Origin of the sequence: Nonomuraea sp. NPDC047529 (assembly GCF_040642995.1) — a bacterium.
GTDB lineage: Bacteria > Actinomycetota > Actinomycetes > Streptosporangiales > Streptosporangiaceae > Nonomuraea.
On record NZ_JBEYTJ010000005.1, the window covers coordinates 213,699 to 240,280 of the forward strand.

At 71.4% G+C, this 26,582-nt stretch carries 26 protein-coding genes; 18 read left to right on the forward strand and 8 right to left on the reverse strand.

Annotated elements, in window-relative coordinates; genetic code table 11:
- The first annotated feature begins 42 nt into the window (after nt 1-42).
- Nucleotides 43-1,236: an MFS transporter gene (locus ABZ815_RS11180; RefSeq protein ID WP_357696462.1), complete on the forward strand. Its 1,194-nt coding sequence runs from the start codon at nt 43-45 to the stop codon at nt 1,234-1,236.
- Between the two features lie 309 nt (nt 1,237-1,545).
- Entirely contained in the window at nt 1,546-2,343 is a 798-nt protein-coding gene (locus tag ABZ815_RS11185) for an alpha/beta hydrolase (protein WP_357696464.1), read from the forward strand.
- A 45-nt stretch (nt 2,344-2,388) separates the two neighbouring features.
- On the opposite strand, the gene ABZ815_RS11190 is transcribed toward ABZ815_RS11185, so the two are convergent.
- A complete protein-coding gene (locus ABZ815_RS11190; protein ID WP_357696466.1) occupies nt 2,389-3,135 on the reverse strand; it encodes an SRPBCC domain-containing protein in 747 nt (248 codons plus the stop codon).
- 245 nt (nt 3,136-3,380) lie between these two features.
- Between ABZ815_RS11190 and ABZ815_RS11195 the strand changes: the two genes are divergently transcribed.
- The 7 genes from ABZ815_RS11195 to ABZ815_RS11225 all read left to right on the forward strand — a co-directional run bounded on the left by ABZ815_RS11195 (nt 3,381) and on the right by ABZ815_RS11225 (nt 10,698).
- A complete protein-coding gene (locus tag ABZ815_RS11195) occupies nt 3,381-3,968 on the forward strand; it encodes a hypothetical protein (RefSeq protein WP_357696468.1) in 588 nt (195 codons plus the stop codon).
- A 16-nt stretch (nt 3,969-3,984) separates the two neighbouring features.
- Nucleotides 3,985-5,154, forward strand: a complete 1,170-nt coding sequence (locus tag ABZ815_RS11200) for a histidine kinase (protein ID WP_357696470.1) — start codon at nt 3,985-3,987, stop codon at nt 5,152-5,154.
- Entirely contained in the window at nt 5,151-5,807 is a 657-nt protein-coding gene (locus ABZ815_RS11205; protein WP_357696472.1) for a response regulator transcription factor, read from the forward strand. The genes ABZ815_RS11200 and ABZ815_RS11205 overlap by 4 nt, the downstream gene beginning before the upstream one ends.
- 29 nt (nt 5,808-5,836) lie before the next feature.
- Nucleotides 5,837-6,154, forward strand: a complete 318-nt coding sequence (locus ABZ815_RS11210) for a DUF3140 domain-containing protein (protein WP_357696474.1) — start codon at nt 5,837-5,839, stop codon at nt 6,152-6,154.
- Between the two features lie 81 nt (nt 6,155-6,235).
- Nucleotides 6,236-6,448, forward strand: coding sequence for a hypothetical protein (locus ABZ815_RS11215; protein WP_357696476.1), 213 nt, complete (start codon nt 6,236-6,238; stop codon nt 6,446-6,448).
- 181 nt (nt 6,449-6,629) lie between these two features.
- Nucleotides 6,630-9,509, forward strand: a complete 2,880-nt coding sequence (locus tag ABZ815_RS11220) for a BTAD domain-containing putative transcriptional regulator (RefSeq protein ID WP_357696478.1) — start codon at nt 6,630-6,632, stop codon at nt 9,507-9,509.
- A gap of 232 nt (nt 9,510-9,741) precedes the next feature.
- Complete coding sequence (locus ABZ815_RS11225) at nt 9,742-10,698, forward strand: acyl-CoA desaturase (RefSeq protein ID WP_357696672.1); 957 nt, start codon at nt 9,742-9,744, stop codon at nt 10,696-10,698.
- A gap of 3 nt (nt 10,699-10,701) precedes the next feature.
- Here the strand turns inward: ABZ815_RS11225 and ABZ815_RS11230 are convergent, their stop codons facing one another.
- On the reverse strand, nt 10,702-10,917 hold the full coding sequence (locus tag ABZ815_RS11230; RefSeq protein WP_357696480.1) for a hypothetical protein: 216 nt from the start codon (nt 10,915-10,917) through the stop codon (nt 10,702-10,704).
- A gap of 47 nt (nt 10,918-10,964) precedes the next feature.
- Here ABZ815_RS11230 and ABZ815_RS11235 point away from each other — a divergent pair, with 47 nt between their 5' ends.
- The 4 genes from ABZ815_RS11235 (at nt 10,965) to ABZ815_RS11250 (ending at nt 14,907) form a co-directional block, all read left to right on the forward strand.
- On the forward strand, nt 10,965-12,086 hold the full coding sequence (locus tag ABZ815_RS11235; protein WP_357696482.1) for a sensor histidine kinase: 1,122 nt from the start codon (nt 10,965-10,967) through the stop codon (nt 12,084-12,086).
- Nucleotides 12,083-12,751 (forward strand): response regulator transcription factor, encoded by a 669-nt coding sequence (locus ABZ815_RS11240; RefSeq protein WP_357696484.1) that lies wholly within the window; start codon nt 12,083-12,085, stop codon nt 12,749-12,751. Before ABZ815_RS11235 ends, ABZ815_RS11240 begins: the two co-directional genes overlap by 4 nt.
- A 98-nt stretch (nt 12,752-12,849) precedes the next feature.
- On the forward strand, nt 12,850-14,100 hold the full coding sequence (locus tag ABZ815_RS11245) for a cytochrome ubiquinol oxidase subunit I (protein WP_357696486.1): 1,251 nt from the start codon (nt 12,850-12,852) through the stop codon (nt 14,098-14,100).
- A 66-nt stretch (nt 14,101-14,166) separates the two neighbouring features.
- Nucleotides 14,167-14,907: a cytochrome d ubiquinol oxidase subunit II gene (locus ABZ815_RS11250; protein WP_357696487.1), complete on the forward strand. Its 741-nt coding sequence runs from the start codon at nt 14,167-14,169 to the stop codon at nt 14,905-14,907.
- Between the two features lie 116 nt (nt 14,908-15,023).
- Here ABZ815_RS11250 and ABZ815_RS11255 read toward each other — a convergent pair whose 3' ends face one another.
- Genes ABZ815_RS11255 through ABZ815_RS11265 form a run of 3 tightly spaced genes read right to left on the reverse strand, consistent with a single transcriptional unit; the run spans nt 15,024 to nt 18,307 of the window.
- Complete coding sequence (locus ABZ815_RS11255) at nt 15,024-16,775, reverse strand: 5'-nucleotidase C-terminal domain-containing protein (RefSeq protein WP_357696489.1); 1,752 nt, start codon at nt 16,773-16,775, stop codon at nt 15,024-15,026.
- 25 nt (nt 16,776-16,800) lie between these two features.
- Nucleotides 16,801-17,574, reverse strand: coding sequence for an alpha/beta hydrolase (locus ABZ815_RS11260; RefSeq protein ID WP_357696491.1), 774 nt, complete (start codon nt 17,572-17,574; stop codon nt 16,801-16,803).
- Between the two features lie 10 nt (nt 17,575-17,584).
- Nucleotides 17,585-18,307 (reverse strand): SDR family oxidoreductase, encoded by a 723-nt coding sequence (locus tag ABZ815_RS11265; RefSeq protein ID WP_357696493.1) that lies wholly within the window; start codon nt 18,305-18,307, stop codon nt 17,585-17,587.
- 68 nt (nt 18,308-18,375) lie between these two features.
- Between ABZ815_RS11265 and ABZ815_RS11270 the strand changes: the two genes are divergently transcribed.
- The gene (locus ABZ815_RS11270; RefSeq protein ID WP_357696495.1) at nt 18,376-18,969 is read left to right on the forward strand and encodes a TetR/AcrR family transcriptional regulator; all 594 of its coding nucleotides are present in this window, start codon (nt 18,376-18,378) and stop codon (nt 18,967-18,969) included.
- A gap of 69 nt (nt 18,970-19,038) precedes the next feature.
- Here ABZ815_RS11270 and ABZ815_RS11275 read toward each other — a convergent pair whose 3' ends face one another.
- The gene (locus ABZ815_RS11275; protein WP_357696497.1) at nt 19,039-20,703 is read right to left on the reverse strand and encodes an alpha-amylase family protein; all 1,665 of its coding nucleotides are present in this window, start codon (nt 20,701-20,703) and stop codon (nt 19,039-19,041) included.
- Nucleotides 20,704-20,895: 192 nt separating this feature from the next.
- Here ABZ815_RS11275 and ABZ815_RS11280 point away from each other — a divergent pair, with 192 nt between their 5' ends.
- Nucleotides 20,896-21,360: a MarR family transcriptional regulator gene (locus tag ABZ815_RS11280; protein ID WP_357696499.1), complete on the forward strand. Its 465-nt coding sequence runs from the start codon at nt 20,896-20,898 to the stop codon at nt 21,358-21,360.
- A gap of 13 nt (nt 21,361-21,373) precedes the next feature.
- On the opposite strand, the gene ABZ815_RS11285 is transcribed toward ABZ815_RS11280, so the two are convergent.
- On the reverse strand, nt 21,374-22,486 hold the full coding sequence (locus ABZ815_RS11285; protein WP_357696501.1) for an FAD-dependent oxidoreductase: 1,113 nt from the start codon (nt 22,484-22,486) through the stop codon (nt 21,374-21,376).
- 163 nt (nt 22,487-22,649) lie between these two features.
- Between ABZ815_RS11285 and ABZ815_RS11290 the strand changes: the two genes are divergently transcribed.
- From ABZ815_RS11290 to ABZ815_RS11300, 3 genes are all read left to right on the forward strand, one after another.
- Complete coding sequence (locus ABZ815_RS11290) at nt 22,650-23,057, forward strand: SgcJ/EcaC family oxidoreductase (RefSeq protein WP_357696503.1); 408 nt, start codon at nt 22,650-22,652, stop codon at nt 23,055-23,057.
- Nucleotides 23,058-23,091: 34 nt separating this feature from the next.
- Complete coding sequence (locus tag ABZ815_RS11295) at nt 23,092-24,069, forward strand: sigma-70 family RNA polymerase sigma factor (RefSeq protein ID WP_357696505.1); 978 nt, start codon at nt 23,092-23,094, stop codon at nt 24,067-24,069.
- A 61-nt stretch (nt 24,070-24,130) separates the two neighbouring features.
- Entirely contained in the window at nt 24,131-25,534 is a 1,404-nt protein-coding gene (locus ABZ815_RS11300) for an MFS transporter (protein WP_357696507.1), read from the forward strand.
- Nucleotides 25,535-25,538: 4 nt separating this feature from the next.
- On the opposite strand, the gene ABZ815_RS11305 is transcribed toward ABZ815_RS11300, so the two are convergent.
- Nucleotides 25,539-26,522, reverse strand: a complete 984-nt coding sequence (locus ABZ815_RS11305) for an aldo/keto reductase (RefSeq protein WP_357696509.1) — start codon at nt 26,520-26,522, stop codon at nt 25,539-25,541.
- Between the last annotated feature and the right edge of the window lie 60 nt (nt 26,523-26,582).

The following is a 26,582-nucleotide window of genomic DNA, read 5'->3' on the forward strand; positions in this document are numbered from 1 at the left end:
GACACCAGTGCTTTGAACTGGAAAAATCCAGAATTGGGCCTCATGTGGACGAGGAGTTTCGCCCTGTACTTCGGAGCCCGCACGATCTCGCTGCTCGGCGACGCGATGATGCCCGTGGCCTCGGCGCTGGCGATCGGCAAAGTCTACGGGATCGCCGGCGTCGGCTTCGTGCTCGCGCTGTGGACCGCGTCGGCCGTGCTGGTCATGTTGTTCGGCGGGGTGGTCGCCGACCGGATCGGGCCCCGGCGCCTGATGATCGGCGCGGACGTGGTCAGGATCGTCACCCAGGGCGTCGTGGCCGTCGCCTTCCTCGACGGCGCTCCGCCGTTCGTCCTGCTGCTGGCGATGGCGTGCCTGTCGGGCATGGCCGCCGGGGTGTTCGAGCCGTGCGTCAACGGCATGGTCCCGCTGGTCGCCGAGGATCCGCAGCGGGCCAACGCGACGCTGAAGATCGCCGAAGCGGTCACCCAGCTCGCCGGGCCCGCGCTGGCCGGGATCCTCATCGTGGTCACCGGGCCGGTCTTCGTCTACACCGTGGACGCCGCGACGTTCCTGGTCAGCGCGGTGTGCCTGCTGCTGGTCCGGGTCGCCGTGCCGAAGCCGGAGCCGTCCGACGTGCTGAGCGACCTGCGCCGGGGCTGGGAGGAGTTCAAGGCCAGGAACTGGATGTGGTCGGTCATCCTGGTCTGGGTGTTCTGGGGCGTCCTGGTGGTGGGGCCGTACGTGCCGCTGTCGTCCCAGGTCATCGGGGCCGACTACGGGTGGGTGATGGCGGCGCTCGGCCTCGGGACCGTGCTCGGCGGGCTGGTGGCGATCAGGCTGAGGCCGCGCAGGCCGCTGGCGGCGGGAGCGGTGGCGCTGATCGGGTACGTCCCCGTGCCGCTGTCGGTCGCGCTCGGACTGCCGCTGCCGCTGCTGATGGCCGGGCACCTGATCGGGGGGTGCGCGATGGCGTTCTGGTCGGTGATGTGGTCGACCACCGTGCAGACGCAGGTCGCCCCGGACGTGATGAACCGGGTCAACGCCTACCAGGTGGCGGGGTCGGTCGCGGGCATGGCGGTCGGGCAGGCGCTGGCCGGCCCGGTCACCGCGCTGGTCGAGCCGCGTGACTTCATGCTGGTGTCGGCCGTGGTGACGGTCGGCGTGGTGACGGCGCTGCTGGTGATCGGGCCGGTCCGGCGGCTGGGCCGGAGGTCGCCGCTCTCCGAGGGCGGGCCGGTCACGGTCGCGGCGTAGTTCGTCCGCATGCGGGCGGCGGGCAGGTTCGAGGTCCGCGGCGTCGGCGGCCGGTGCGAGCGCCCACGGCACGTGCCGCGGGCCGGGGCGTGCGGCTGGCAGACCGCCCGCCCCCCGTCCGCGGCACGTGCCGTCCCCTCCTGTTCGCGGCACGCGACGTGGGAGCCGCCCCAGCGTCCCCAGCGCTCAGGACGACTCCACCGGGTAAGAGCACAAAGGAGTCCGCATCAGTACATCCCCACCCGAAGTTCTTCTTGACAAATATTTTTGTCGGTGACTATCGTGGGCCTCACGAAACGGAGGAACACCATGAGCAGCATGATCAACTCCGCGGACGGCACCCCCATCGCGTACGAACGCGCAGGTCAGGGCCCGGCGGTCATCCTCGTGGACGGCGCACTCAGCTTCCGCGGCTCCAGCATCAACGGCGGCCTCGCCGAGGCGCTCGCCCCCGACTTCACGGTCTACACCTACGACCGGCGCGGCCGGGGCGAGAGCGGCGACACCACCCCGACCACCCCGCAGCGGGAATTCGAGGACCTGGCCGCGCTCGCCGAGGCGGCCGGCGGCCCGATCCGCCTGTACGGCACCTCGTCCGGCGCCGCGCTCGCCCTGGCCGCGGTCGCGAACGGCCTGCCCGTCGAGCGCCTGGCCCTGTACGAGCCGCCGTTCATCGTCGACGGCACCCGGCCCTCGCTCGGCGACGACTACGTACGGCGGCTGGAGGCGCTGGTGGCCGCCGACCGACGGGCCGAGGCGGTCAAGCTGTTCATGCGCGAGGGCGTCGGCCTGCCGGGGTTCGTGGTGGCGATGATGCGGTTCATGCCCGCGTGGGCCAAGCTCAAGGCCGTGGCCCACACCCTGCCGTACGACACCGCGCTCGTCGCCCCCTACCAGCGGGGAGAGTCGTTGCCCGAGGAGGCGTGGGCGTCGGTGACCGTACCGACGCTCGTCGCCGACGGCGGGAAGAGCCCGCAGTGGATGCGCAACTCCGTCGGCGCGCTGGCGAAGGCGCTGCCCGCGGCCGACTACCGCACGCTCGACGGGCAGACCCACATCGTCAAGCCGGAGGCGCTGGCGCCGGTGCTCAAGGAGTTCTTCGCCTGAGGTCCACCGCCACGGGGGCCCGTCCGGGCTGGTTCGAGGGCTCGGTCAGGCGAAGGCGGCGGCGAGCCAGCGGGTCCAGGCGGCCTCCAGGGCCGCGCCGTCCACCGGCGTGTACGCGTGGTGCTCCACCACCGCCATGCCCCGCCCCTGGACGAACATGTACAGACCGTCGTCCGTACGGACCGCCACGAAGGTGCCGGGGGCGGTCACCCACTCCACGACGCCCTGCTCCGGCGCCCGCCCCTCGATCGCGACCGTCACCTTCTCCCCCGCCGCCGGACGTCCGGCGAGGCCGAGGGCGGTCTCCAGCGCGGCCCAGAACTCCTCCTCGGACGCGCGCGGGGCGACCAGGAACAGGTTGTGGGTGGAGATCCTGCCGGGGAAGTGCCTGAGGTAGACGGCCAGCTTGTACAGGTACTGGAGGTCGCCGCGCTCAAGGTCGTCGTACTCGGACTCCCAGTCGTCGCCGAGGAAGCCGCTGTGGACGAAACGGAGCACCGTGCCGGCCGAACCGCGGCCTTCCAGCAGGTACTCGAAGGCCATGAACGTGCCGTCGGGGTTCTCCACGCCCCGGTAGGCCAGGCGTTCGCCAGGCTCCCAGGCGGTCACCACGGTCTCGGTGGGGACGTCGGCGCCGAAGGTCTGCGTGCCCCTGCCGCCCTCACGGGGTTCGAGCTCGGTACGGCCCATGAACCACGAGTCGATGCCGGGTCCCTCCGCGATGGCCCGCCAGACGACGTCCGGGGCTGCGTCCAGGGGGATCTCGTGGCGGATCTCGAACTCGTGCGGCATGACTGTCTCCCTGTCACGGCCTCGGGCAGTGCGGCCGAGGATCGCACCGACAATATCGCTTGTCAAGCCGACTCGTCTTGTCGGTAGTGCGTCTCGGGGAAAGCTGGTCGTCCGGCGGGGGACGCCCTTGCGAGTGAGGGGCCTCCCTCTTGAGAGCGAGGCGCGGGATCGCCCGTCCCGGTGATCACATTCGGAGCGGAAAACCGCAGGATAAGTGCATCGCCCCACCCGCTGAGGAGAACCCGATGAACACCCGGATCGCCTTCGTCGCCGCCCCGCTGCTCGTCCTGGCGTACGGCCTCATCCGAATCGCCGACGGCTTCGACGGAACCCGAGGGCCCGGACTGGCCTGGACAACCGGCCATCTCGCGTTTCTTGCCGCTCTCGTCCTGTTCATCGTGATATTTCGGGAAATGTGGCGGATGCTGGACCGCAACCGCATCGCCACCACCAGCCTCGTGGTCGGTCTGGTGGGCATCGCGTGCGCGTCCGCGCAGTTCGTGATCGACATCGCCGTCGGGTTCATGTCCGCCGACCACGACGCGATGTCCCCGCTGTTCGACCAGGTCCAGGCGATCCCGGGAGTGTCGCTCGCGGTCTACCAGGTCGGGCCGATGTTGTTCTACATCGCCCAGCTCGCCCTGGTCATCCAGCTCGCCGCGCGCCGTCAGCTCAAGCTCTGGACGCCCGTCCTCGTCATGCTCGACTTCGCCATCCCGATCATCGAGAAGGACCTCATCCCGCTCGGCGCCCTGTGCATGCTGGTGTCGTTCTGGCCGCTGGCCCGGCGCCAGGTCCAGCCCGCCGCCCGGCGCACGCTCGTCCATGCGTGAGGAACAATGGGATCCTGTGTCCGATTTGACGCTGGTCGACGTCCTTCGCCGTAGGCTTCGAGCGCTCCCCCACCTCTGGGTGGACGGGGCGCTCGCCCTGTTGATCGCCGTCGTCCAGGCATGGCCGCTGATCTCCAGTCATGACCCGTACGGCGGCAGGTGGGACGCGTGGGGGTACGTGGTCGCGATCGGCGCCTCGCTCCCCGTCGTCTGGCGGCGCAGGTGGCCGGTGACCATGCTGATCGTCAGCCTGCTCGTGGGCGCGCTCTACGACTTCTCCGACAACGTCGCCCGCCAGCCCATCTGGTACGGCGCCCTCGTCATCTTCTACACGGTCGCCGCCTACTCCCCCCGCCTGCCCCGGGTCGTCATGCTCGTCGTGACCCTCGTCGGCGGCCTGTCCTCCGTCGGCTCGTGGGAGACCGCGATGCGCGGGGTCGCCCTGTTCTCCGCCGCGTACGCCATCGGCCGGGCGGCGGCCACGTCCCGCGCCCATGCCGCCGAGCTGGCCGAGCGCGCGGCCCGGCTCGAAAGGGAGCGTCAGTTGGAAGCCGAGCGCGCGGCCGAACGCGAGCGGGCCAGGATCGCCCGCGACATGCACGACATCCTGGCCCATGCGGTCAGCCTCATGGTGGTCCAGGCCGAGGCGGGGCCCGTGGTGGTGCGCAGCAACCCGGCCAGGGCCGAGGCCGCCTTCGACGCCATCGCCGCGGCGGGCCGGGACGCGATGGTGCAGCTCCGCCGTATGCTCGGCGTACTGAAGGAGGACGAGCCCGAGGCGCCGAGGGCGCCGCAGCCGACCCTCGCGGACCTGCCCACGCTGGCCGGCCAGGTGGCGGGGACCGGCCTGGAGGTGAACTTCGCCGAGGTCGGCGAGCCGCGCCCGATCGGGCCCGACAGCGCGCTGGCCGCCTACCGGATCACGCAGGAAGCGCTCACCAACATCGTCAAGCACTCCGGCGCCGACCGCGCCGAGATCCGGCTCACCTGGGAGGACGACCACCTCATGATCGACGTCACGGACAACGGGCGCGGCGGCGGCCCCGCGCTGCCCTCGGGTGGCAACGGGCTGATCGGCATGCGCGAGCGGGCGGCGGCCTGCGGCGGCAGCGTGACCGCCGGCCCGCGCGCCGACGGCCCCGGCTTCGCCGTGTCGGCGCGGCTGCCGCTGGAGGCCGGCCGATGAGCGTGCGCGTCGTGGTGGCCGACGACCAGGAGCTGGTCAGGGGCGGGTTCGCGATGATCCTCGACGCCCAGCCCGACATCTCGGTGGTGGCCGAGGCGAGCGACGGGATCGAGGCCGTGGCCGCCGTACGGGCCCACGAGCCCGATGTCCTGCTGCTCGACATCCGCATGCCCAGGATGGACGGCATCGAGGCGGCCAGGATCGTGTGCGCCGAGACCGGCTGCCGGGTGCTGATCCTGACCACGTTCGACCTGGACGACTACGTGTTCGACGCGCTGCGGGCGGGCGCCAGCGGCTTCCTGCTGAAGGACGTGCGGCGCGACGACCTGGTGACCGCGGTCCGCGTCGTGGCGGCGGGCGAGTCGCTGCTCGCGCCCACGGTGACCCGGAGACTGATCGCCGAGTTCACCTCCCGCCCCGCGGCCGCGGCCACCCCCGCCCGGACGCTGGAGTCGCTGACCGCCCGCGAGCGCGAGACGTTGCAGCTGATCGCGCGCGGGCTGTCCAACGCGGAGATCGCCGAGAGCATGGTGGTCAGCGAGCACACCGTGAAGACGCACGTCAGCAACGTGCTGAGCAAACTGGGCCTGCGGGACCGCGTGCAGGCCGTGATCGCCGCCTACGAGTCGGGGCTGACCGTTCCCGGGGCGTAACGGGAGGATCAGGCGGGTAAGCGGCCCATATGACTGAGGGTTTCGACACGGACACGCTCTGGCAGGAGTTCCATCGGGTGGTCAACATGAACTCCGAGGAGCTGCGCGGCTACCTGCTCGCCGACGCCTCGGACGAGGAGGGCTTCCCTCCCGACCCCGACATGGGCATCGACGAGCTGGGCCGGGGCGTGCTGCACGTCCTGAGCAAGCGGAAGGGCGACCTGACCAAGACCGACCTGGACGTGATGCGCCAGGTGGTCGAGCTGGTCGAGACCATGGGCGACCGGACGGACGACGACTCGCGGCGCGAGCTCATGTCCGTCGGGCACGACCCGCTCAGGGCATAACCTCCGAATTCAACAAATGGTGGATGTGGGGCGACGCAAAGTGATGAAATGTGCGAAGCAGACTTCGTCCGAGGAGATCCGTTGAGAGACAACCTCGACCTCGCCGCGAGCGCCCAGCAGCTGGCCGACGCCGCCCCGACGGGATCGATCGATCGCGCCGCGGCGTCGTCCGTGGCCATCACGCTGGCCACGACGCGTGACATCACCGACGCGCGGCAGGCCCTCGACGGGTTGTCCCCGGCGGAGGTGCGCCAGGCCGCGCTCGACCTCTTCGACCAGCTCGCGGCCGGCTGAGCCACACCGCTCGGCCTCTTCGACCGGCTCTTTCGGCGGGCTGAGCCACACCGCGCGCCCTTGCCCGAGCTGCTCGAACGCGGTGCGTGCGGGCTCCGCGCCGGAAACCGGTCGTGGGCGGGCGCGGTCGCGGGCCGTCCGTGCCGGCCTGCCCGGTGCCGCCGGTGCGTACGGTGGGGGCATGCGGATCGGGGTTCTGGGGCCGCTCCAGGTGGCTGGGGCCGAGATCGGCGGCGCCCGCGTACGCGCCCTGTTCGTCCGCCTGGCGCTCGACCCCGGCCGGGTGGTGACCGCCGACCGGCTGATCGACGACCTGTGGCCCGGCGAGCCGCCCGCGCATCCGGCGGCGGCGCTGCAGTCCCTGGTGTCGCGGGCTCGCCGGCAGGCGCCGGGGCTGATCTCCTCGCACCCGGCCGGCTACCTGCTGGACGTGCCGCCCGGCGAGGTGGACGCGTCGGCGTTCGAGCGGCTGGTGCGGGCCGGTGACCCGCGCGGCGCGCTGGCGCTGTGGCGCGGGCCCGCGCTGGCGGACGCGGCCGGCCTGCAGTTCGCCGCCGCCCCGGCCGCCCGCCTGGAGGAACTACGCCTCACCGCCCTCGCCACCGCGATGGCCGCCGACCTGTCAGCCGACCCGGCGGCCGGGAGACCCGGGCCCGGGGTCGTGGCGGAGTTGGAGGGGCTGGTGGCCGAGTTGGAGGGGCTGGTGGCGGCGCATCGGCTGCGGGAGCCGTTCCACGCCCTGCTCATGCGGGCGCTGGTGGCGCGCGGGCGGCGGGGCGAGGCGCTGGAGGTCTTCGAGCGGATCAGGGCCGACCTGGCCGACGAGCTGGGCGTCGATCCCGGCCCCGAGCTGCGCGCGGCCCACATGGCGGCGTTGCGCGACCCGGCCCCCGCGCCGAGGGGCAACCTGCCCGCCCGGCTCACCGGCTTCGTCGGCCGGAAGGGCGACGTCGCCCGGCTGCGCGCACTGCTGGACGGCCAGGACGAGCGGCTGGTCACGCTCGTCGGCCCCGGCGGCGTGGGCAAGACCCGCCTGGCGCTGGAGACCGCCTCGGGGCTCGACGTGCCGGACGGGGTGTGGCTGGTCGAGCTGGCCTCCGCCACCGGCGTGCGGGCCGCGGTGGAGAGCATGCTGAGGACGACCGACGTGGTCCGCACGCTGCGCGGCACGTCGCCGCTCATCGTGCTGGACAACTGCGAGCACGTCGTCGAGGAGGCCGCCCTGGTCGCGCGGTGGCTGCTGTCGGAGGTGGCCGGGCTGCGCGTCCTGGCGACCAGCCGGGAGCCACTCGACGTCCCCGGCGAGAACCTGCACCCCGTCCTCCCGCTGCCCGAGGCCGCCGAGCTGTTCCTGGCGCGGGCCGCGGCGGCCAGGCCCGGCCTGGAGGTGGGCGCGGCGGACGCCGAGCGCATCTGCCGCGAGCTCGACGGCATCCCGCTGGCGATCGAGCTGGCCGCCGCCCGGCTGCGCACGATGCCGGTGTCCGTGCTGGTCCGGCAGCTCGGTGACCGGCTGACCTTCCGCGGCGGCCGCACGTCGGAGCCGCGTCACCGTACGCTGCGCGACGTCATCGACTGGAGCTGGAACCTGCTGTCCGCGTCCGAGCGCGAGCTGCTGCGCGGGCTGACGGTCTTCTCCGGCGGCGCGACGTACGAGGCCGTCGCGGAGGTGTGCGGCGGCGACCCGGACGACCTCGCCTCACTCGTGGACAAGTCGCTCGTGTCGGTCTCCGGCGACCGCTACTCGATGCTGGCCACCATCAGGCAGTACGCCGCCGCCGACCTGCCCGCGCTCCGGCAGGCCCACGCCCACTACTACACCCGGCTGGCCGAGGACGCCGAGCCCCTCCTGCGTACCGGCGAGCAGCTCGCCTGGCTGGAGGTGCTGGACGCCGAGCAGGACAACCTCGACGCCGCGCTGCGCCACTCCGACGACCCGCTCAGGCTGATCCTGCCCCGGTTCTGGCCGTGGATCATGCGTGGACGGCGGCGTGAGATGAGCGAGCGGGCGGCGGCCGTGCTGCGCCGGGTCGGCGACGTGCCGCCGCCGGGGCGCGAGCTGGCGCACGGGCTGTGCCGGGTGCTGACGGGCGGCGAGCCGACCCCGGCGGTGCTGGGCTCCGGCCATCCCGCCGCGCTCAACTTCTGGGCCATGAGCGGCGCGCGACGTCCGCCCGCCGAAGTCGTCGAGCTGACCGAGGACACCGTCGAGCGCCTGCGCGACTCCCCCGACCTGTGGACGCGCTCGGCCGCGCTGCTGCTCGGCGGCATCGTCCGGTTCGAGTACGGCACGGTCGCGGGCGCCGAGGACCTGCTCGGCCCGGCCCTCGACGGCTTCCGCCGCACCGGCGACCGCTGGGGCCAGTGGGCCTCGCTCTACTGGCTGTCGCTGGTCGCCGAGAACCGGGGCGACTTCGCCGCCGCGCTGGCCCGCGCCGAGGAGCCCGGACGCCTGGCCGAGGAGCTGTCGGGCCTGGACGCGCCGCTCGGCCCGATGACGTACCTGCTCCGGCTCGGGCAGCTCAAGGCGCGGGCGGGCGACCACGAGGGGGCCGCGGTCACGCTGGAGGAGGCGTGGCGGTCGGCGCTGCGGGCCGAGGACGCGGTGACCCAGGCCAGGGTTCTGCACGCCCGCGCCGAGCTGGCCCGGCGCACCGGCGACCGGACCGGGGCGGCCCGGCTGCTCGACCGCGCGCTGGCGCTCGGCAGCGGGGAGGGGCCCGCGCAGTTCAGGGCGTTCATGCACGTCGAGCTGGCCCGCGTGGCCGCGCCGGAGCCGTCGCTGCGCACCGCCCTGGAGCTGATGGAGACCTGCGGCGACCGGACGGCCCGCGCGGCCGTGCTCGAAAGCGCGGCCGAGCACCTGCCGCCCCGGGCGGCGGCCGAACTGCTGGGCGCCGCCCGCGCGCTGCGCGGCATCGACGGCTCCGCCGATCCCCTCGTCGTCGCCCTCGACGGGCGGTGCCGCTCCGCGCTCGGCGCCGACGCCTTCCACGAGGCCCTGACCAGGGGAGCCGCGCTGCCGGACCCCGAACGGCACGCGCTGTTCCTGCTGGGCTGAGCCCGTCGCGTGCGCGGCACGGGGTGTCGCACCATATGGTCTGGGGAGAGGCCACGGAACCGACGACGAGCCCCCTTCTCCACCGCTCCCCGGATGACCACGGAACACCTTCCGGTTTTGCGGTGGATACGCCAGGGTTGTGGCAACTTTCCACCGCAATGTGAGGAGATCTGTGGCCAGTCCTAGTGTGGTCGACACCCGGGGCAGTGACTTCGCCCGACTAGCCCGCCGAATCTCGGACGCCGGTCTCCTCGACCGGCGTCCCGTTTATTACGCGGTGCGGCTCAGCATCGTCGTCGCCGCGTATCTTGGCTGCTGGGCGCTGTTCGCCTGGGTGGGCGACTCGTGGTGGCAGCTCCTCGTCGCGGTCGCGCTGGCCGTGGTCTTCGCCCAGTTCGGTTTCGTCTCCCACGACCTGGGCCACCGCCAGGTGTTCAGGACGCGGCGGCCGAGCGACGTGACCGGTCTCCTCCTCGGGAACCTCGGCATCGGCCTGGGCTGGGGGTGGTGGACCACCAAGCACAACCGCCACCACGCCAACCCCAACCACGAGGACCACGACCCGGACGTCTCGCCCGCCGTCCTCGTCTGGTCGGACGACCAGGCGGCGCGGAGCGTCGGCCTGCCCCGTTTCGTCGCCAAGTACCAGGCGTTCTGGTTCTTCCCGCTGCTCACCCTTGAGGCCTGGCACCTGCACGTGGCCAGCTTCAAGGCGCTGCTCGCACCGTCGGCCAAGCGGCCGTGGGCGGAGCTGGCGCTGCTGACCGGCCACTTCGTGCTCTACTTCGGCGCGGTCTTCACCGTGCTGCCGTTCGGCAAGGCCCTGGTGTTCCTGGTCGTGCATCAGGGGCTGTTCGGCCTCTACCTGGGGTCGACGTTCGCGCCCAACCACAAGGGCATGCCCGTCCTCACCAAGGACGACAAGCTGGACTTCCTTCGCAAGCAGGTGCTGACCTCCCGCAACGTCAGGGGCGGCCTGTTCACCGATGTGGCGCTCGGCCAGCTCAACTACCAGATCGAGCACCACCTGTTCCCGAACATGCCCGCGCCCAACCTGCGCAAGGCGCAGCCCATCGTCGAGAGCTACTGCGCCGAGGTCGGCGTCAGCTACCTGCAGACCGGGCTCGTCGCCTCCTACGGCCAGGCCCTGCGCCACCTCCACGAGGTGGGCGCCCCGCTGCGCCGCTGAGCCTCAGCCCTCCTCCTCGACCCGTCTCTCCAGGTCGGCACGGCGTCGTTCGAGGTCGGCGATCAGTTCGGACTGCTCGTCGGCCTGGGCGATCATGGCCGAGGTCTCGATCTGGTCGGTCGCGCCGATGTCGCCCACCTGGTCGCGCAACTCCTGGTTCTCCGCCTTAAGCCGGGCCAGGTCCTCTTCGACCTGCCGGAGCTCATCCTTAGTCGTCATCCCGCTCAACTACCCCATGACCCGCATGACCATACAAAATGGAGCACATGCGCAGATTGCAGGCGAGCACCACGGTGTCCCTCTTGGTGGTCGCCGTCGCGCTCGCCGGCACTGTGGTCGCCGCGTTCCGGAGCGTGCAGCCTCCCAACGTCCTCGACGTGGTGCTGCCGATCGTGTCGTGCGGCGCGCTGATGCTGCGGCGGCGCCTCCCCGTCGCGTCGCTGATCGTGGTCGTCGCGGCGGTGTCCGTCTACTACCCGCTCGCCCGGCTCGACGGGCCGCTGATCGTGCTGGTGTTCGTGGCCCTGTACACCGCCGCCGACCAGGGCCGGCTGGTCGCGGCGATCGCCACCGGGGCCGCCGTCCTGCTGGCCATGGGGTTCGGCGAGGCCCACGGGGTCAGGCACGTGGACGACAGCATGTTCGGCGCGATCACCGGCTGGGTGGTGGCCGCGATCGCGTTCGGCGGGGTCACCAGGAACCGCCGGGCGTACCTGCTGGAGGCGCAGCAGCGCGCGCTGGACGCCGAGCGCTCCAAGGAGGAGGAGGCCAGGCGGCGCGAGAGCGAGGAACGGCTGCGCATCGCCAGGGAGCTGCACGACGTGCTCGGGCACAACATCTCCATGATCAACGTGCAGGCGTCGGCCGCGCTGCACGGGCTCGCCAGGCGCCCGGAGAAGGCCGAGGCCGCGCTGCGGACCATCAAGGAGACCAGCAAGGAGACGTTGCGCGAGCTGCGCACCACGCTCGGGGTGCTGCGCCAAGTGGACGAGGACGCGCCGACCGCCCCCGCGGGCAGTCTCACGCGGCTGCCGGACCTGGTCGCGGCGTCGGGGCTGGAGGTGGCCACCGAGCTGTCCGGCCCGCTGGACGACGTGCCGACCGAGGTCGACCTGGCCGCCGCGCGCATCATCAGGGAGTCGCTGACCAACGTCGCCCGCCATTCCGGCACGACGAAGGCCACCCTCGCGGTCAGCAACTCATCCGGAAATATCCTGATCCGGGTCGATGACGACGGCCCGGGTGTCACATACACCGAAGGCAGCGGCTTCGGCCTGCAGGGCATGCGCGAGCGCGCCACCGCGCTCGGCGGCGACCTGGAGGCCGGCCCGCGCCCCGAGGGCGGCTTCCGCGTCGTCGCCCGCCTGCCACTGAACGGAGCCCGATGATCCGCGTACTGCTCGCCGACGACCAGACCCTGGTACGCGCCGGGTTCCGGTCCATACTGTCCGACGAGGACGACATCGAGGTCGTCGGCGAGGCCGGCACCGGCGCGGCGGCCGTGGCGGGCGCCCACGAGCACCGGCCCGACGTCGTGCTCATGGACATCCGCATGCCCGAGCTCGACGGCCTGGAGGCCACCCGGCGCATCGCGGGCGACCCGCGGCTCGACGGCGTCAAGGTCATCATCCTGACCACCTTCGACCTCGACGACTACGTCTACGGCGCGCTGCGCGCGGGCGCGGGCGGGTTCCTGGTCAAGGACACCGAGCCGGCCGAGCTGATTCACGCGGTCAGGGTCGTGGCCAGGGGCGACGCGCTGATCTCGCCGTCGGTGACGCGGCGGCTGATCGCGGAGTTCGCGGGCCGGGTCAAGCGGCCGGAGCCGGGCCCCGAGCTCAACGCGCTCACCGAGCGGGAGCGGGAGGTCATGGGCCTGGTGGCGGCCGGGCTGTCCAACGACGAGATCGCCGCCCGGCTCGTGCTCAGCCCCGCCACGGCGAAGACGCACGTCAGCCGCATCATGACCAAGCTCGCCGTGCGCGACAGGGCCCAGCTCGTGGTGCTCGCCTACGAGGCCGGGATGATCACCCCGGGCTGGCTTACAACTTGAGTCGTACGTCCAAAGTGATCTTCCGCCCGGGGTTGTACGCCGGATTGCAGACCCCGGCATGACGCGGCGGAGCACGACGTAACGCCAAGCTTTCCGGCATGGACACCGTGGACCTCGCCCGCCTGCAGTTCGCGTTCACCGCGGGCGCGCACTTCCTCTTCGTCGCGCTGACGCTCGGCCTGGCGACGCTGGTGGCCGTCGTCCAGACCCGGGCCACCTTCAGCGGCGACCCCGTCCACCTGCGGATGACGAGGTTCTGGGGGCAGCTCTACATCATCAACTACGCCATGGGCATCGTCACCGGCCTGGTCATGGAGTTCCAGCTCGGCCTGTCGTGGAGCGGGCTGACCGACTACGCGGGCAACGTCTTCGGCGCCTCGCTGGCGATCGAGACGCTGGTGGCCTTCTTCGTCGAGGCCACGTTCCTGGGCCTGTGGATCTTCGGCTGGAACCGGCTGAACCGCTGGGCGCACCTGGCGCTGATCTGGGTCGTCACGCTGACCGCGTACGCGTCGGCGTTCTGGATCATGATCTCCAACGGCTTCCTGCAGAACCCGGTCGGCTACGCCCTCGACGGCGGCAGGCTGCGGCTCACGGACTTCGGCGCGATGGTCGCCAACCCGGCCGCGCAGATCGCGTTCGGGCACGTCATGGGCGGCGCGATGATCGTCGGCGGGTTCTTCATGGCCGGGGTGAGCGCCTACCACCTGCGCAGGCGCACGGCCGAGCAGGCCCTGTTCAGGAAGTCGCTGCGCATCGGCGTCGGCGTCGCGCTGCCGGCCTCGTTCTTCACGGTGACGTTCGGCGGGCTCGGGTTCCAGACCCTGCAGCCGTCCAAGGCCGCGGCCTGGACCGGCCAGGCCGACCGGCTGGCCGCCGTGCAGGCGGACATGGCGGCCCGGTTCGGGCCGGGCGACTACCTGCCCGCGACCGGCTGGGTGCAGGGGGCCGGCATCACGATGATGATCCTCTGGGTGGTGATGACGATCGTGGCGGGGCTGAGCCTGCTGCTGATGTTCTTCCCGCCGGTCGTGCGCGGGTTCCGGGCCTGGCACTGGCTGCTGACGCTGATGATCCCCGTGCCGTTCGTCACCATGCTCGCCGGGTGGACGTTCCGGGAGATGGGCCGCCAGCCGTGGGTGGTCTACGGGCTGCTGAAGACGTCCGACGCCATGTCGCCGGTGACGGCGGGCCAGATGCGGTTGTCGCTGACGGCGTTCGTGACGGTGTTCACGGTGCTGATCGCGGTCAACTACTGGCTGCTGGCCAGGGCGGCCCGGCGCGGGCCCGACGCGGTCGCGCTCGGCGCCCTCCCGACCGAGACGCCGGTCCCGGTCCCCGCCTTCTGACCGGTCCCCGCCTTCCAGCCCGTCCCCGCCTTCGCCCCTCCCCTCCTCGCCTTCTAGGAAGCGAACATGGAAATCTTCGTCCTGGCCTTCTTCGCGCTCGGCTATCTCGTGCTGGGCGGGGCCGACATCGGGGTCGGCATGGCGCTGCCGTACCTCGGGCGGTCGGCGGGCGAGCGGCGCGAGGTGATCGCCGCGATCGCGCCGTTCTTCCTCGGCAACGAGGTGTGGCTGGTGGCCTCGGCCGGGGTGATCGCCGGGCTCTTCCCCGAGTTGGAGGGCCACCTCCTGAGCGGCAACTACGTGGTGGTCGTCGCGCTGCTCGTCTCGTGGGTGGTCCGGGACATGGGCCTGTGGCTGCGGGGGCGGGTGCCCGGCGCGCGGTGGCAGGCGTTCTGGGACGGCGGGATCGTGGCCGGGAGCTGGGGGCTGGCGCTGAGCTGGGGGCTGCTGCTCGCCGAAGTGCTGCTCGGCATGCGCGGCCCGCTCGTGCTGCTGGCCGCGCTGGTGGTGGCGGCGCTGTTCGCGGTGCACGGGCTGGCGTTCGCGGCGCTGCGGCTGCGCGGATCGCTGCGGGAGCGGGCCGGGCTGCTGTCCGGCGAGGCCGGCGAGGGCCGCACGTACGCGCTGACGGCCGGCGCGATGCTGATGGTCGGGGTGCTGGCCGGGCTGCGGCTGCCGCTGACGGCGGGGTCGTCGGGCGCGTTGCTGACGCCGGTGATCCTCGTCCTGATCCCGCTGCTGGTGGCCTCGCAGGGGTGGGTGTGGTGGACGTTCAGGCACCGCGTGACCGGCCCGTCCTACCTGTGACAAGGCGGGTGGCTGGTCCTGCTGTCCGGGACAAGGCGGGTGCCGGTTCTGCCACCTGAGGACCGCTGGCTGTGACGAGGCGGGCGGCCTTCATGGCGCGCCCGCCCTGTGTCAGGTCAGAACAGCGGAGCCCCGTCGCGGGTCAGCTTCCAGTTGGCGGAGGCGAAGTCGGCGGGGTTGATCGTGCCCTTGGCGGTGGCGTACTCGATCAGCGCCTGGCGGATCTCCACCTGGGCGTTGTACAGCACCGGGGCCGTGGTGACGTGCGGGAACCCGCCGCCGCCCGACTGGCGGTAGTTGTTGATCGCGACCACGAACTCCTTGTCGGCCGGGATCGGCGCGCCCTCGAAGGTGAGGTTGGCGATCCGCTGCCCGGCGGGCTTGGCCACGTCGATGTCGTACGAGACGCCCGAGAGCTGGTCGTAGTTGTAGTCCGGGGTGTTGGCGGCGTTCGTCAGCTTGGTGACGTCCACCGGGTCGCCCGGGTTGAGCTGGTTGAAGTAGCGGGCCGAGTACTCCAGATAGTCCTTGATCTGGGCGCCGGTCAGCTTGATCGCCAGCAGCGTGTTGTCGTAGACGTAGAGCCCGGCCACGTCCCTGACCCGTACGTCCCCGGCGGGGAAGACGGCGGTGCGGCTGAACGGCGCGGCGATGGACAACACCGGCAGCGTGTTGCCCGGCAGGGCGGCCTTCACGGTCTCGGTCTGCACCTGCTGGATGTAGTCCAGGATCGGCGTGTCCTTGTACGGCGACTCGGCCGCCGACAGCTCCTCGGCCGACTTGGCGACGACCTTGTTGACGTAGCCGACCGTGGTGTCGTGCTGCGGCTTGAGCAGCGAGACGATCTTCGGGTCCTCGGCGACCGTGTTGGTGTTGAGCGTGGCGGAGGTCTTCCCGGTGACGACCCACTTGCCGCGCTGCTTGGCGAGGGTGAAGTCGAGCCGCGACAGGCGCTGGCCCCACTTGCCCGGCTCGGTGAGCAGCACCTGCTGCCCGGTGGCCTTGTTGGTCACGAAGCGCTGGGCGACCTCGTTGTGCGCGTGCCCGAACAGCACCGCGTCGATGCCCGGCACCTGCTCGGCGACCATCGCCGAGGCGTTCTCGACGGGCAGGTCGGTGCCGTAGGAGGAGATGCCGCTGTCGCCCGCGTGCGCGGTCACGACGACCACGTCCGCGCCGAGGCCGCGGATGACCGGCACCCACTTCCTGGCCGACTCGACCAGGTCGGTGAAGCGCAGCTTGCCCTCGACGTTCGCCTTGTCCCAGATGGCCACGCCCGGGTTGGTCAGGCCGAGCACCCCGACCTTGATCGGCTTCTCGCCCTTGACCTTCATGGACTTGATCACGAACGGCTCGTACGCCGGCTTCCCGCTCCCGGCGTGCACGGCGTTCGCGCCCAGCACCGGGGCCTTCATCTGCTTGATCCAGGTGGCCAGCAGCGGCAGACCGTAGTTGAACTCGTGGTTCCCGAGGGTGACGGCGTCGTAGCCGATGGCGTTCATGGCCTTGGCCATCGGGTGGGTCTGCCCGGTCTCGGTGATCGGCTCGACCTTGGCGTAGTAGTACGCCAGCGGCGTGCCCTGGATCGTGTCACCCGAGTCGAACAGCAGCGTGTGGTCCGCCCCGCGCTCGGCCCTGACCTTGTTGACCAGCGACGACACCTGGGCCAGGCCGATGGTGTTGCCCTGCTTGTCGGAGTAGGCGGCGTCCTTGAAGTAGTCCCAGTTGAGGACGTTGCTGTGGATGTCCGACGTCCCCATCACGGTGACGGTGACGCTCTTGTCCCCGCTCGCGTGGGCGGGGAGCGCCCCCAGGGCCAGCGCGGTCAGCGCGGCGGCCCCGGTGGCGGCGAGCTTCTTGGTCTGCATGTGCCTGGAGAGTAACTAGGACAAATTACTCGTTGGTTACGAAATCGCGGATCAGGGCTGTCACCTCTTCAGGACGTTCGTGCACCACCATGTGACCGCTGTCGAGCTCGGCGTACCGGCTGCCGGGCAGCGCGGCGTGCAGGGCGCGGGCGTGCCCGACCGGGACGAGGTGGTCCTGGGTGCAGCCGATCACCAGCGTGGGGGCGGTGATGCTCGGGAGCAGGCCCCTGATGTCGGTCCGCAGGTCCAGCTCGATCTGGCGTACGATGCCGGGCGGCGGGTCGCCGGCCATCATGGCCTTCACGCCCTCCTCGCCCAGGCCGCTCACGAAGGCCGGGCTCGATCCGACCAGCGGGCCGTACGCCGCGAAGCTCTCGGGGTCAGTGGCCGCCAGCCGGGCCCAGGTACGCAGGCCGAGCCGCAGACGCGGGTCGCCGGCGTGCGTCCAGCCGGCGATCAGCACCAGCCGCCTGACCAGCTCGGGATACCGGGCCGCCACCCCGGCCGCGACCAACGCCCCCAGCGAGAAGCCGACCAGGTCGGACGGGCCGCCGTCGGGGAAGGTCGCCGCCATTTGCTCGATCAGCAGGTCGAGCGTGAGGTCGCCGCCGGGGTCGGTGGTCTCGCCGCTGCCCGCGTAGTCGGGGGTGATGACCGTGCGGATGTCGGTGAAGTTCTGGACGAGGTGGCCGTAGTTGCCGGCGGCGTCGCCGCCGGAGCCGTGGACCATGACCAGGCCGGGGCCGCTGCCCGCCCGGTCGAAGTGCACGTGTCCGCCGTCGTGGATGACCGTGGGCATGAGGTGACTCCTAGAGGTTTCCGCCGCCGGTGGCGTCGAGGGTGGTGCCGGTGATGAAGCTCGCCTCGGGCGAGACGGCGAACGCGACCACGTTCGCGATCTCGCCGGGCTCGCCGATGCGGTTGAGCGCGTGCCTGCTCGCGGCGTACGCGCGGGCGTCGGGGTCCTGCAGCCAGCCCGCGTTGACGTCGGTGTCGATGATGCCGGGCGCGACGTTGTTGACCGTGATGCCACGCGACCCCAGCTCCTTGGCCAGGGCCAGCGTGAACACCTGCACCGCGCCCTTGGTCATCGAGTACGCGATGCCCTCGGGGAAGGCGATGCGGGCCACGCCGGAGGTGATGTTCACGATGCGGCCGCCGTCCGGGATCAGCGGCAGCAGTTGCCGGGTGAGGAAGAACAGGCCCTTGACGTTGACCGCGAACACCCGGTCGTAGCCCTCCTCCGTCTCCTGCGCGATGGGCCTGGACATGCCGATGCCCGCGTTGTTGACCAGCACGTCGAGCACATCCGTCTCGTCGGCCACCCGCCGGGCGAGCCGGTCCACGTCCTCCGGTACGCCCAGGTCGGCCTGTACGGCCACGGCGTGCGCCCCGATCGTCCGGACGACCTCCTCGGCGGCGGCCGCGTCCCTCGCGTAGTTCACGATCACCCGGAACCCGTCTTCGGCCAGGCGCAGCGCGATGGCCCGGCCGATGCCTCTGCCGGCTCCCGTGACCAGGGCAGTCCTCATCGCTCGAATCCTTTCTTTAGCGATCGATACAGAAAACCATAACATAGCGATCGCTATAGAATGGCGGCATGGCGAGGCAACGGGCATTCGACAGGGACACGGCACTGGAGAGCGCGCTGCGCGCGTTCTGGACCCACGGCTACGAGGCGACCTCGATCGCCGAGCTGACCGCCGCCATGGGCATCAGGCCCCCCAGCCTGTACGCGGCCTTCGGCGACAAACGGCGGCTGTTCGAGGAGGCGGTGCGCCGCTACCAGCTCACCTACGGCGCCTTCACCACCAGGGCGCTCACCGAGGAGCCCACCGGCCGGCAGGCGGTCGAGCGCGTGCTGCGCGAGTCGGCCGCCGAGTACGCGAGCGCGGACCACCCGCGCGGCTGCCTGATCATCAGCGCCGCGGTCAACTGCGGGCCCGAGTCCGCCGAGGTGGAAGAGCTGCTGCGGGGGTTCAGGGAGGAGGCGAAGGCGGCGATCAGGAGGCGCGTCGACGACGACGTGGCGGCCGGCCGGCTGGCTCCCGGCACCGACACGGGAGCCCTGGCCACCTTCTACGCGTCGGTGATCCAGGGCATGTCCACGCAGTCACGCGACGGCGCCCCCTACGCCGACCTGCTGAAGGTCGCCGAACTCGCGATGACCGCCTACCCGCCCCCCACGCCTTGACCACCGCACGGCGGCTTGGCCGTGCGGTGGCGCGGATCAGGGTGGTTCGATCCTGCGCGGCCGCACGGGTCATTGCGACATGACGCTCGCGTCCTCCGGGGGCAGCTCGGGGGGCGACGCGCGCAGCCAGCGGCAACCGTGCGGTCCCAGCGCGAGCTTGGCCGTGCCGTCGGCCGACACCTTGATCGTGCCGTCCACCAGCAGGTCCGTGAGGTCGCAGTGCTCCAGGCCGTCCAGCCGCAGCTCGACGTCCTTGGCCGTGTCGCACAGGTTGTGGGCGACCACGACCGTCGCGCCGTCGGCGTCGCAGCGGTGCGAGAAGATCGCGTCGTCGCCGGTGTCCAGCACGGTGTACTGCCCCCACGCCAGCTCCGGGCACTCGCGGTACCGCTCGATGAGGAGCTGGAACCAGCGCAGCAGCGAGTCGGTGTCCCGCTTCTGGTCGGCCACGTTGACCCGGTCGGGCGCGAAGGAACCCTCCGGGATCTCGCGGACCGTGTCCTCCGTCTGGCTGAAGCCGCCGTCCTCGGACCACTGCATGGGGATGCGGACGGCCATCCGCCCCTCTTCGTCCAGGTTCTCCCCCATGCCGATCTCCTCGCCGTAGAAGACCACGGGGGTGCCGGGCAGGGAGAACAGCAGGCTGTAGGCCATCTTGATGCGCCGCAGGTCGCCGCCGAACATCGTGGGCAGCCGCCGTCGCAGCCCGCGGCCGAAGATCTGCATGTCCTTACGGGGGCCGAACGCCTCGAAGACCTCCTGGCGTTCGGCGTCGGTGAGCTTGTCGAGGGTCAGCTCGTCGTGGTTGCGGAGGAACATCGCCCATTGGCAGTCCTTGGGGGCCCGGGGGCGTTCGCGCAGGGCGTCCATCAGGGGGCGGGCGCTGTTGCGGGCGAAGGAGAGCCAGCTGCTCTGCATACCGATGAAGTCGAAGCACATGGTGATCTGGTCACCGAGCCCTTCACCGAAGTACCGCAGTAACTCCTTGTAGGGCACGTTGACCTCGCCCAGCAGGATCGAGCCGCCCTTGCGCCTGGTCATGAAGGCCCGCAGGTCGGCCAGGAACTCGTGCGGGTCGGCCAGCTTGGGGCTGACGTTCTCGATGAGGAACGGCACCGCGTCCACGCGGAAGCCCGACAGCCCGAGCTCCATCCAGAAGCCGAGGATGCGGGTGATCTCGTCCCTGACCTCGGGGTTGCCGACGTTCAGGTCCGGCTGGTGACGGTAGAAGCTGTGCAGGTAGTACTGGCCGCTGCCCTCGTCGTACTGCCAGATCGAGTCCTCCTTGTCGGGGAAGACCACCTGCTTCGGGTCGTCCGGCTCGGGGGTGTCGGACCAGACGTACCAGTCGCGCATCGGCGAGTCCTTGCTCTTGCGCGCCTCCTTGAACCATGGGTGCTGGTCCGAGGTGTGGTTGACGACCAGGTCCGCGATCACCCGCAGGCCCCGGTCGTTGGCCGTCCGCATGAACTCCACGAAGTCGCCCAAGGTCCCCAGCCGGGGATCGATGCTGTAGAAGTCGGTGATGTCGTAGCCGTCGTCCCGGTTGGGGGTGGGGAAGAACGGCATCAACCAGAGACATGTCACGCCGAGGCCCGCGAGATAGTCGATCTGCTGGGTCAAGCCGCGGAAGTCGCCCACACCGTCGCCGTTACCGTCCTTGAACGTCTCGACGTCCAGGCAGTACACGACGGCGTTCTTCCACCAGACGTCGGAGGTGTACGTCAGTCGCATGGCGGCCCCGCTACCCACCCGCCCAGAAGAAATGTCCCCTTGGCGGTCTCCGTCCGGTTCTGATCGCCTGACCTCGGGCGACGACGGCATGGCCAAACCCCGGCCTGCGCGCGGATCCTGTCTTCGAGCGGTTCCCGGCGCGCTTCGTCCGGGCCAATAGTTCGGTAGCCGAACTGATGTTAGACTGATCTTATGGCCAAGCCCGAGGAGCAGCTGGGAGTCGTCTCCGCCCTGGTGCGGTCGACCTTCCTGGTCAACGCCGTCTACGCCGAGTCCGCCCGCGAGTACGGCCTGACCTCGCAGCAGGGCCAGCTCCTGTGCGTGCTGATGGCCCAGCCGTACGGGATGAGCGAGCTGGGCTCGATGTTGCGCCTGGCCAAGTCCAGCCTCACCGAGCTGGTCGACCGCACCGCGCAGCGCGGCATGGTCCGCCGCGAGCCCAATCCCCGCGACCGTCGCGCGGTCCAGGTCACGCTGACCGAGCAGGGCGCCAAGCTCGCCGACGAGTTCTACACCGAGGCCTGCCGGCGCATCGACGAGCTTCCGTCGGGGCTCGACGAGAGCGAGCGCGCCACGCTCGCCGACCTGCTCTCCCGGCTGGTGCGGGACAACAACGCCCCTACGGTCTTCATCGAGCGCGCCGCCGAGGTCTCCTGACCTCCGGCCGGGGTCAGACCCCCGCCGTCGCCGGCTCCCCGGCGATCCCGAACAGCTCCGCGAACCGTCCGGTGAACAGGTCCCTGCCCTTGTAGTCGGCGACGGACTCGGCCGGCAGCACGATCGGCCCCTCGGGCGAGGGCAGCTGGCCGACGCCCCCCTCGGCCCCCAGCGGCAGCAGGACGAACGGCAGCGGCGAGGGCCGGTACACCGAGGAGGGCTGCTCGCCGCGCACCTGGGCGATGATGTTCGCCGCCACGACCTCGGCGTGCTGCATCGCGTTCCCGGCCATCTTGGCCTCGGCGAGGTCGGTGATGTCGCCGATCGCGTAGACGTGCTCGTGCCCCTCGACGTTGAGCCGTTCGGTCACCCGTACGTGGCCGCGGGGCGTGCGCGCGTCGCCGAGGTCCCCGCCGAGGTAGCCGGTCCGGACGCGCACGCCGTACGCGCGGAACCAGATGTCGGCCGACAGCTCCCCCGCCGTGGACCCGACGGTGAACGGCCCGGCCAGCCCGGGCTCGGCGGGCGGCTCGGCGTCCAGGGCGGTGCCGAGCAGCAGCTCCACCCCCAGCTCGTCGAGCTGCCTGCGCAGATCGGCGCGTACCGCCGGCTCGAACCCGGGCAGCAGCTCCGTCCCGTGGTCGACGATCGTGACCTGCTTGCCCGGCCACACGGCCTTGATCTCCCCGGCCAGTTCCAGCCCGACCGGCCCGGCCCCGGCGATCAGCACCCGGCCGGCCTCCGCCAGCTCGCCGTGGACGGCGCCGATGCGCTCCCGCGCCTGCCCGGCCAGGTCGTCGTCGAACTTGAACGGGAAGGGATACCCCGAACCGGTGGCCAGCACGAGATAGTCGGCCTCGACCCGCTCCCCGGACGCCAGCAGCACACCCCGTGAGTCCACCGAGACCGCCCGCTCCCGCACGATCCGGCCACGCCGCATCAACCCGTCATAGGGGAAGAACATCTTCTCGGCCCATTCGGGCCGGGCCAGCGCCCGCATGGACGCGGCGTTCTGCACGAAGGCGTCCTTGGGCTCGACGAGGACGACGTCCGCGTGCTCGTCCAGCGCCTTGGCGGCCGCCGCGCCGCCGTAACCCCCGCCGATGATCGCCACAGTTCGGCTCATGGTGCACAACTCCCCGTCGAGACAACGACTTGTTCGTGATACGAACCATAATAGTTCGCAACCCGAACTGCAACTCGCGAAAAAGATCTCCAGGAGCGCGATGAGTTCCGGGAGCCTCGCCGGTATGTATCCGTGAACCGTCACGAACGATGAGGAGACAGTCATGACCGAGAACCGAGCGCACGACGTGGCCGCCATCAAGGCCGTGCTGGAGGACCTGTACCAGGCCTGGGCCGCGGGCGACGCGGACGCCTTCGTCAAGGACTACACCGAGGACGCCACCGCGATCATGCCCGGCAGCCGGCGCACGTCGAGGGAGGAGGTCCGCCGGAACATGGCCGAGGGCTTCGCGTCCTACCTCAAGGGCAGCACGACCGTCGACAGGCTGGAGAGCCTCCGCTTCCTGGGCGATTGCGCCGCCATCGCGGTGAGCGAGACCGGCGTCAAGTTCCCGGGCGAGACCGAGGTCCCCGCCGAGCGCATGGTGCACGCGACCTGGGTGCTGGAGAAGCGGGACGGCGCCTGGCTGCTCGCGGCCTATCACAACAGTCCGGCTGTGGCGGCCGGCTGATCTACCCATAAGGTGCAGGGGGCGAGGAAAGGGCGTGGGCGCGGTGACGCCAGGAGAAGAGGGCTTCGACCTCCGGATCGAACCGTTCCGGACGGAGCTGCTGGCGTACTGCTACCGGATGCTCGGCTCGGTCCACGACGCCGAGGACCTGGTCCAGGACACCTACCTGAGGGCGTGGCGGAGCCGGGACCAGTACGACGAGACGCGCAGCTCCCTGCGCACCTGGCTCTACCGGATCGCGACGAACGTCTGCCTGACCGCCCTGGAGGTGCGGGGGCGGCGGCCGCTGCCGTCGGGGCTGGTGGCGGCGTCCGAGCCGCTCGCGCCGTTCGTCCAGGGGGAGAACCTCGCCTGGCTCCAGCCCCTGCCCGACTCGATGCTGGACGGGGGCGACCCGGCCGGCGCCGTGGTCGCGCGCAGCGGCCTGCGCCTGGCCTTCGCCGCCGCCCTGCAACACCTGTCGGCGCGGCAGCGCGGCGCGCTGATCCTGCGTGACGTGCTGAGCTTCTCCGCCTCGGAGGCGGCGGAGATCCTCGGCACCACCGTCGTGTCGGTGAACAGCTCCCTGCAGCGGGCGCGTGCCCGGGTGAAGGAGGCCGGGGTCCGGCGGGAACCGCTCGACGAGCCGCCCGCGGCCGAACAGCGCGGCTGGATCGACCGCTACATGAAGGCGTTCGAGCACGCCGACGTCGAAGGGCTCAAACGGCTGCTCACCGAGGACGTCATCATGGAGATGCCGCCGATGCTCAACTGGTTCGCCGGCCGCGTCAACTACGGCCTGTTCATGGAATGGGTCTTCCAGGCGGCCGGCACCGACTGGCGGCTGGAGGCGATCACGGCCAACGGCCAGCCCGGGTTCTGCGCCTTCCAGCGCGTCGGCGACCGGTACGAGCCCCACACCCTCCAGATCTTCACCGTCACCGCCGAGGGCATCAGCCGCAACTCGGTCTTCCAGGGCGCCGAGCTCTTCGCTCCCTTCGGCATGGCGGCCGGCTTCGACGCCACGCGATGACCACGGCCGGCGCGCAAATTTCTTCAAGACCGGGCGGGGGCGGGCGGCCGATGCTGGACGCGTGATCCTTTCCGCTCCTCCCCGGGCGACGGCCGTACGCCCTGGCCCGATGCTCGCCGTGCTGCTCACCGGCCAGGTCATGGCCTCCATGGACGGCTCGATCGTGTCGGTGTCCGCGCAGAGCATCAGCGAAGACCTCCACGCCGGCGGCACGGCGATCCAGCTCGTCGTGTCGGGCTATCTCCTGACCGTCGGCGTGCTCCTGGTGACCTGCGCGCGCATCGGTGACGTCGTCGGGCAGCGGCGGGCGTTCCTGCTCGGGCTGGGCTGGTTCACCGGCGCCTCGCTGCTGTGCGGGCTGGCCCCCGACGTGGGCGTACTGGTGCTCGCGCGCGTCGCGCAGGCCGTGGGGGCGGCGCTGCTCACCCCGCAGATCTTCTCCCTCATCCAGACGCACTGGGAGGGCGTGGCGCGCCGCAGGGCGATCGGCCTCTACAGCATGGTGCTCGCCCTGGGCGTCGCCTTGGGGCAGGTCGTCGGAGGGCTGGTCGTCAGCGCCGACCTCCTCGGCCTGTCCTGGCGGCCCGTCTTCCTGATCAACGTCCCGATCGGCGTGATCGCGCTGGCCGTGGGCCCGCGCCTGCTGCCGGCCTCCGCCGGGGACAGGCGGGCGCGCCTGGATCCGGGCGGCGTGGCGCTCCTGACCGCGGCCATGGCCGCGATCACCGTCCCGCTGATCTTCGGCCGCGACCTGGGCGGGCCCGTCTGGGTGTGGATCTCGCTGGCCTGCGGCGCCGCGCTGTCGGTGGCGTTCGTCCGTCATGAGACCAGGGCGCGCCATCCGCTGCTGGACCTGGCCTCGGTACGGCCAAGCGGGGTCAAGCCGGGGCTGGCCGCCTGCTGGACCGTCATGGGCTGCTACACCGTCTTCCTGCTCACCCTCACTCTCCACCTCCAGACCGCGCTGGGGTACTCGCCGTTGCAGGCGGGGCTGGCCTTCGTCCCGTACGCCCTGGGCTTCGGCGCGCTCAGCCTGAGCTGGACCCGCTATTCGCCGGGGTTGCGGCGCGTCCTGCCGGTCGTAGGTCCGATCGCCTTCGCGGCCGGAGCGGGCCTGCTGGTGCTCCTGTGCCGTGACCAGTGGCGGCCGGTGGTGGCCGTACCGCTGCTGCTCCTGGCCGGGGCCGGGCACGCCGCCGGGTACAGCCCGCTGATCGCCCGCATCACCACGCTGGTCGAGCCCCGGCTGGCCTCGGCGATCTCGGCCCTGAACGCCACCGGGCCCGTGCTCGCCGGGGTGACCGCCGTCGCCGGGCTCGGCAGCGTGTACTTCGCCGCGCCCTCCTCGGCCGACGGTCTCCTGCGGGTCGTCGTCGCGGTCATCGTCCTGCTGGCGGGCGGGGCCCTGTGCGCCCTGCGGGTGGTCCTGACCGGCCGGAGCGCGGACTCCCCCGCGACGCCCTGAGCGTTCAGAGGAGGGTGCCGCCGCTCACGTCGAACCTGGCCAGCGCCTCGTCGATCCTGGCCAGAGTGTCGGGGTGCAGGGTGAGGTCGGCCGCGGCCAGGTTCTCCCGGATGTGGGCCGGGGTGCGGCTGCCCGGGATCGCCACCACGTGCTCGTCCTGGTGCAGCAGCCACGACAGGGCCAGTTGGGCGGGGGTGATGCCGAGGCTGGTGGCCAGGGCGCGGATCGGGGCGTACCGGTCGTTGTTGCCGGCCAGGTTGTCGGCCGAGAACCGGGGCGCGTTGTGGCGGAAGTCGCCTTCGTCCAGCCGCTGGACCGTGCCGGTCAGGAACCCGTTGCCCAGGGGGCTCCAGGCCACCAGGCCGACGCCGAGCTCGCGGGCCGCGGCCAGGAGAGCGGGCTCCACCGGCCGCCACATCGACCACTCGTTCTGCACGGCCGTCACCGGATGGACGGCGTGCGCGGCCCTCAGCTGCTCCGCCGTCACGTTCGACAGGCCGATGTGCCTGATCAGGCCGTCGCGCACCAGGTCCGCCATCGCGCCGGCCGTCTCCTCCACCGGGACGCCGGGGTCCGGGTAGTGCAGGTAGTAGAGGTCGATCACGTCGGTGTCCAGGTTGCGCAGGCTGCGTTCGGCGTAGCGGCGGACCAGGCGCGGGTCGGCGTTCACGCGGAGCTCGTTGAACGCGTACCCGACCGGGTGCGGGCGGCTCGGCTCGCCGTCCGGGATCGTCAGGCCGAACTTGGTGGCCACCACGACCTCGTCCCGGTTCCGTCCCTTGAGGGCGCGGCCGACCAGGCGTTCGTTGTGGCCGTCCACCCCGTAGGCGTCGCTGGTGTCGATGTGGGTGGCGCCGGCGTCCAGGGCCGCCCGCAACGCCGTCGCGGCCCGGGTGTCGTCGATGTCGCCGTACACGCCGGGCGAGAGCACCATCGCGCCGAAACCGAGCGGGGGGACCTGCAGTGTTCCGAGTTCACGTGTCTTCATGACGGAGATCGTGCCGCCGGAGGGCGCGCGGCGTCCAAGACCCTTTGCTATAACCAACGG